The organism is Erwinia sp. (genome assembly GCF_031978025.1).
Taxonomy (GTDB): Bacteria; Pseudomonadota; Gammaproteobacteria; order Enterobacterales; family Enterobacteriaceae; genus Erwinia.
This window is the reverse complement of the sequence record NZ_DALZCD010000322.1, coordinates 1-4359: the sequence shown is the minus strand read 5'-3', so window position 1 is coordinate 4359 and position 4359 is coordinate 1. Positions and strand designations below refer to the sequence as shown.

The window sequence follows — 4359 nt, the reverse complement described above, 5'->3', positions numbered from 1 at the left end:
TGGGGCTGGCCGGGGCAGAAATGCAGACTATCCTGAATAACCCGCTTGCCAGCCCGTTCACGCTGGGTGTCTCTTCCGCCGCCGCCTTTGGCGCCGCGCTGGCTATCGTGCTGGGCATCGGTTTGCCCGGCATCCCGGATCAGTGGTTTATCTCTGCCAATGCCTTTATTTTTGCGCTGCTGGCCGCGTTGATGCTAGATGGTGTCACCCGCTGGACACGCGTGGCAACTTCCGGCGTGGTACTGTTCGGCATCGCGCTGGTCTTTACCTTTAACGCACTGGTCTCAATGATGCAGTTTATCGCCAGCGAAGATACGCTGCAGGGCCTGGTCTTCTGGACCATGGGCAGCCTGGCTCGCGCTTCCTGGGAGAAGCTGGGCGTACTGACGCTGGCGCTGCTGATTGTTCTGCCGTTCTCCATGAAGAGTTCATGGAAGCTGACCGCGCTGCGCCTGGGCGAAGATCGTGCCGTCAGTTTTGGTATTGACGTGCGCCGTCTGCGTCTGGGCACGCTGCTGCGTATCAGCGTGCTTTCCGCGCTGGCGGTGGCTTTTGTCGGCCCCATCGGGTTTATCGGCCTGGTCGCGCCGCACATCGCCCGCCTTATTTTTGGCGAGGATCATCGTTTTTACCTGCCAGCCAGCGCGCTGACCGGTGCGCTGGTGCTGTCGATGGCATCAGTGGTGTCGAAAAACCTGGTGCCGGGCGTCATCATTCCTGTCGGCATTGTGACTTCTCTGGTCGGTGTGCCGTTTTTCCTGAGCATTATTCTGCGTCATCGGGGAAGTGTTTGATGGATGGTTTAACAATTAAAGGCTTCAATGCCGGTTATCCTAAGCGCAAAATTATTCGCGATCTGAACGTGCCGTTACTGCCACGCGGCAAGATCACCGTGCTGCTGGGGCCGAACGGCTGCGGGAAATCAACGCTATTGCGCTCAATTGCCGGACTGAATCAGGCACAGGGCGAACTGTGGCTGAACGGGACAGAGCTGCTGAGCCAGCCGTTTGCTCGCCGGGCAGAAAAAGTGGTTTACCTGCCGCAGTCGCTGCCCGCTGGCGTTCACCTGCACGTTCTTGAATCAATTATCGTCGCTCAGCGTGCTTCTGGTACAGGCGGCAACGCGTCGAGCGAGGCGGATGTGATGGCGCTGCTGGAAAGGCTGGGTATTGCGCACCTGGCGCTAAGCTACCTCGATCAGCTTTCTGGTGGTCAGAAGCAGCTGGTCGGCCTGGCGCAGTCGCTAATCCGTCGTCCGGAACTGCTGCTACTGGATGAGCCGCTTAGCGCGTTGGATCTGAACTACCAGTTTCACGTTATGGATTTAGTGCGCCGCGAAACCAGCAAACGAAATATCGTTACCGTGGTGGTAGTGCACGACATTAATATCGCTCTGCGCCATGGCCAACACGTGCTGATGCTGCAAAACGGCGGCCTGATTGCCGACGGCCCGCCGGAAGAGGTGATCACGCCAGAAAGCCTGGCAAAGGTCTATGGCGTACGAGGACGTATAGAGCGCTGTTCGCAGGGAACGCCGCAGGTGCTGATTGACGGGCTGGTCAGCGAGCCGGTTTCCTGAGTCGCTATCGATTGAGATAAAAAAGGCCGGGAAGGTCCCGGCCCTGAAGGATTACGCCAGCAGGTAGCGGGCGTGGAAGCGCAGATGATCTTCCACAAAGCTGGCGATAAAGTAGTAGCTATGATCGTAACCGGGCTGGATGCGCACGGTCAGCGGATAGTTTTTCTCGCGGGCTACCGCTTCCAGCCTCTCCGGACGTAGCTGATCGGCCAGGAACTGATCGCTGTCGCCCTGATCCAGCAGCATCGGCAGCCTGTGCGTAGCCTGCTGCATCAGCAAACAACTGTCCCAGGCTTCCCACTGTGCGCGATCCTCACCCAGATAAGCCGTAAAAGCCTTCTCGCCCCACGGGACCTGGGTAGGATTAACGATGGGCGCAAAAGCAGAGGCCGACACAAAACGCTGCGGATTACGCAGTGCCAGCATCAGCGCACCGTGCCCGCCCATAGAATGCCCCATAACCGCCTGACGATCGCTGACGTTAAAGTTGCCGGCAACCAGCGCGGGCAGTTCTTCCGTCAGGTAGTCATACATGCGGAAATGGGCATCCCATGGCGCCTGGGTAGCATTCAGATAGAATCCGGCACCCTGGCCCAGATCGTAGGCTTCGTTATCAGGCACCACTTCGCCGCGCGGGCTGGTATCCGGCATGACCAGCACCAGGCCCAGCTCCGCCGCTACGCGCTGTGCGCCCGCTTTGGTCGAGAAATTCTCGTCGCTACAGGTCAGACCGGCCAGAAACCACAGTACCGGTGGGGCAGCATCGCCCTGCGGGCCAGGCAAAAAAATGCTGAAGGTCATCGAGCAGTTCAGCGTGGCCGACTGGTGGCGGTAGCGCTGCTGCCAGCCGCCAAACATACGGTGTTCTTCCAGTAACTCCAGGGTGGATGCCATCCTTGTCTCCTTTATTTAGAAAAATGCACCACGGAACGAATGGATTTCCCTTCATGCATCAGATCGAACGCATCGTTGATCTCTTCCAGCGGCATGTTATGAGTGATGAAATCATTCAGCTGGAATTCGCCGTCCAGGTAACGCTGTACGATACCCGGCAGCTGCGAGCGGCCTTTCACGCCGCCAAATGCGGAGCCACGCCAGACGCGTCCGGTAACCAGTTGGAACGGACGGGTAGAAATTTCTTCGCCTGCACCGGCCACGCCGATAATAACCGATTCGCCCCAGCCTTTATGGCAGCATTCCAGGGCAGAACGCATCACGTTAACGTTGCCGATGCACTCAAAGGAGAAATCAACGCCGCCATCGGTCATTTCAACAATGACATCCTGAATCGGCTTATCGTAATCTTTTGGATTAATCAGGTCGGTGGCGCCCAGCTTTCTGGCTAGATCGTACTTGCTGGTGTTGATATCGATGCCGATAATGCGACCCGCTTTCGCCATCTTCGCACCAATAATCGCTGAAAGACCGATGCCGCCCAGGCCAAAGATCGCCACGGTGTCGCCTTCTTTCACTTTTGCCGTATTCATCACCGCACCCATACCGGTGGTGACGCCACAGCCGAGCAGGCAAACTTCTTCCAGCGGCGCTTCTTTACTGATTTTCGCCAGCGAAATTTCCGGAATAACGGTATATTCCGAGAAGGTTGAAGTGCCCATATAATGGAAAATTGGCTTACCGTCCTTAAAGAAACGGGTGGTACCGTCCGGCATCAGGCCTTTGCCCTGAGTGGCACGGATAGCCTGGCACAGGTTGGTTTTGCCGGAGAGGCAGAACTTACATTTGCCGCATTCCGGCGTGTACAGCGGGATAACGTGATCGCCCACTGCCACGCTGGTGACGCCTTCGCCTACCGCTTCCACAATACCGCCGCCTTCGTGACCAAGGATAGCCGGGAAAACGCCCTCAGGATCCTTACCGGACAAAGTATAAGCGTCCGTGTGGCAGACGCCGGTTGCTACGATGCGAACCAGCACTTCGCCTTTCTGTGGCGGCATCAGGTCGACTTCTTCAATCGACAGGGGCTCGCCGGCGGCCCAGGCCACAGCGGCGCGAGTTTTAATCATCTGCATATCAGTGTATTCCTTGTAAGGTGACTTGTTGCCGTTTGGCATGGATTGGCGAGCGGCCTGACGCCGCTCAAACCCTTTAATTATGGCTGAATTTCATCGTCCGGGGAGCGCTCTATAATCAGGTACTTCAGCGCCTTGACGTTGGGGGTAAAGGCTTCCCGACGCCATACCAGATAAGTGGCGGTTTCGCTGATATCTGCAGGCAACGCATGTTTTTGAACCTGTCCCGGTGCGGCTATTTTTTCCAGCACCGATTCCGGCAGAATGGCCAGTCCGGCGCCGCTGGCCACGCAGGCCAGCATGGCGTGATAAGACTGAATTTCCATCCAGGGGCCGGGAGAAGTCCCCGCCTGACGAAACCAGTTTTCTAAACGCTGACGGTAAGAACAGCCGGGGCGGAAAGCAAAAAGCGTATCGCCTGCCGCATCTTCAGGGCGCTGGATTGGCGCATGGCTCAGATGGCTGATCAGCACCATACGCTCGCTAAAGGTTTTGCAGCTGTTCAGCTCATCGGCCACGACCGGGCCTTCGGCCAGCGCGGCTGCCAGCGTCCCTTTGCGCACCTGCTCAATGATTTCGCCGGAGGTGCCGGTTACGAGTGAGAGCGTGACCTCAGGATAGCGTTGATGGTAGGTCGAAAGTAAAGAGGGCAGATGGACAGCGGCGGTGCTTTCCATCGACCCCAGAGCAAAAATGCCGCCAGGCTCGCCGTTGTGCGTCATGGCCAGGGCTTCTTCGCTGAGGGCCAGG

5 protein-coding genes are annotated in these 4359 nt (G+C 57.6%); 2 read left to right on the top strand and 3 right to left on the bottom strand.

The annotated features are described in order from the left end of the window. Together RTK32_RS19325 and RTK32_RS19320 are read left to right on the top strand one after the other, a co-directional pair. A partial coding sequence (locus RTK32_RS19325) for an iron ABC transporter permease (protein WP_312046833.1) occupies window positions 1-794 on the top strand: 794 nt, incomplete at its 5' end. After that, window positions 791-1579 (top strand): ABC transporter ATP-binding protein, encoded by a 789-nt coding sequence (locus RTK32_RS19320; RefSeq protein WP_312046831.1) that lies wholly within the window; start codon window positions 791-793, stop codon window positions 1577-1579. The genes RTK32_RS19325 and RTK32_RS19320, both read left to right, overlap by 4 nt. A gap of 51 nt (window positions 1580-1630) precedes the next feature. Here the strand turns inward: RTK32_RS19320 and fghA are convergent, their stop codons facing one another. The 3 genes from fghA to RTK32_RS19305 all read right to left on the bottom strand — a co-directional run. Further along, window positions 1631-2473: an S-formylglutathione hydrolase gene (gene fghA, locus RTK32_RS19315; RefSeq protein WP_312046829.1), complete on the bottom strand. Its 843-nt coding sequence runs from the start codon at window positions 2471-2473 to the stop codon at window positions 1631-1633. A gap of 11 nt (window positions 2474-2484) precedes the next feature. After that, window positions 2485-3609: an S-(hydroxymethyl)glutathione dehydrogenase/class III alcohol dehydrogenase gene (locus RTK32_RS19310; protein WP_312046828.1), complete on the bottom strand. Its 1125-nt coding sequence runs from the start codon at window positions 3607-3609 to the stop codon at window positions 2485-2487. 80 nt (window positions 3610-3689) lie between these two features. Beyond that, window positions 3690-4359, bottom strand: a 670-nt coding sequence (locus RTK32_RS19305; protein ID WP_312046826.1) for a LysR substrate-binding domain-containing protein, incomplete at its 5' end; no start/stop codon positions are given.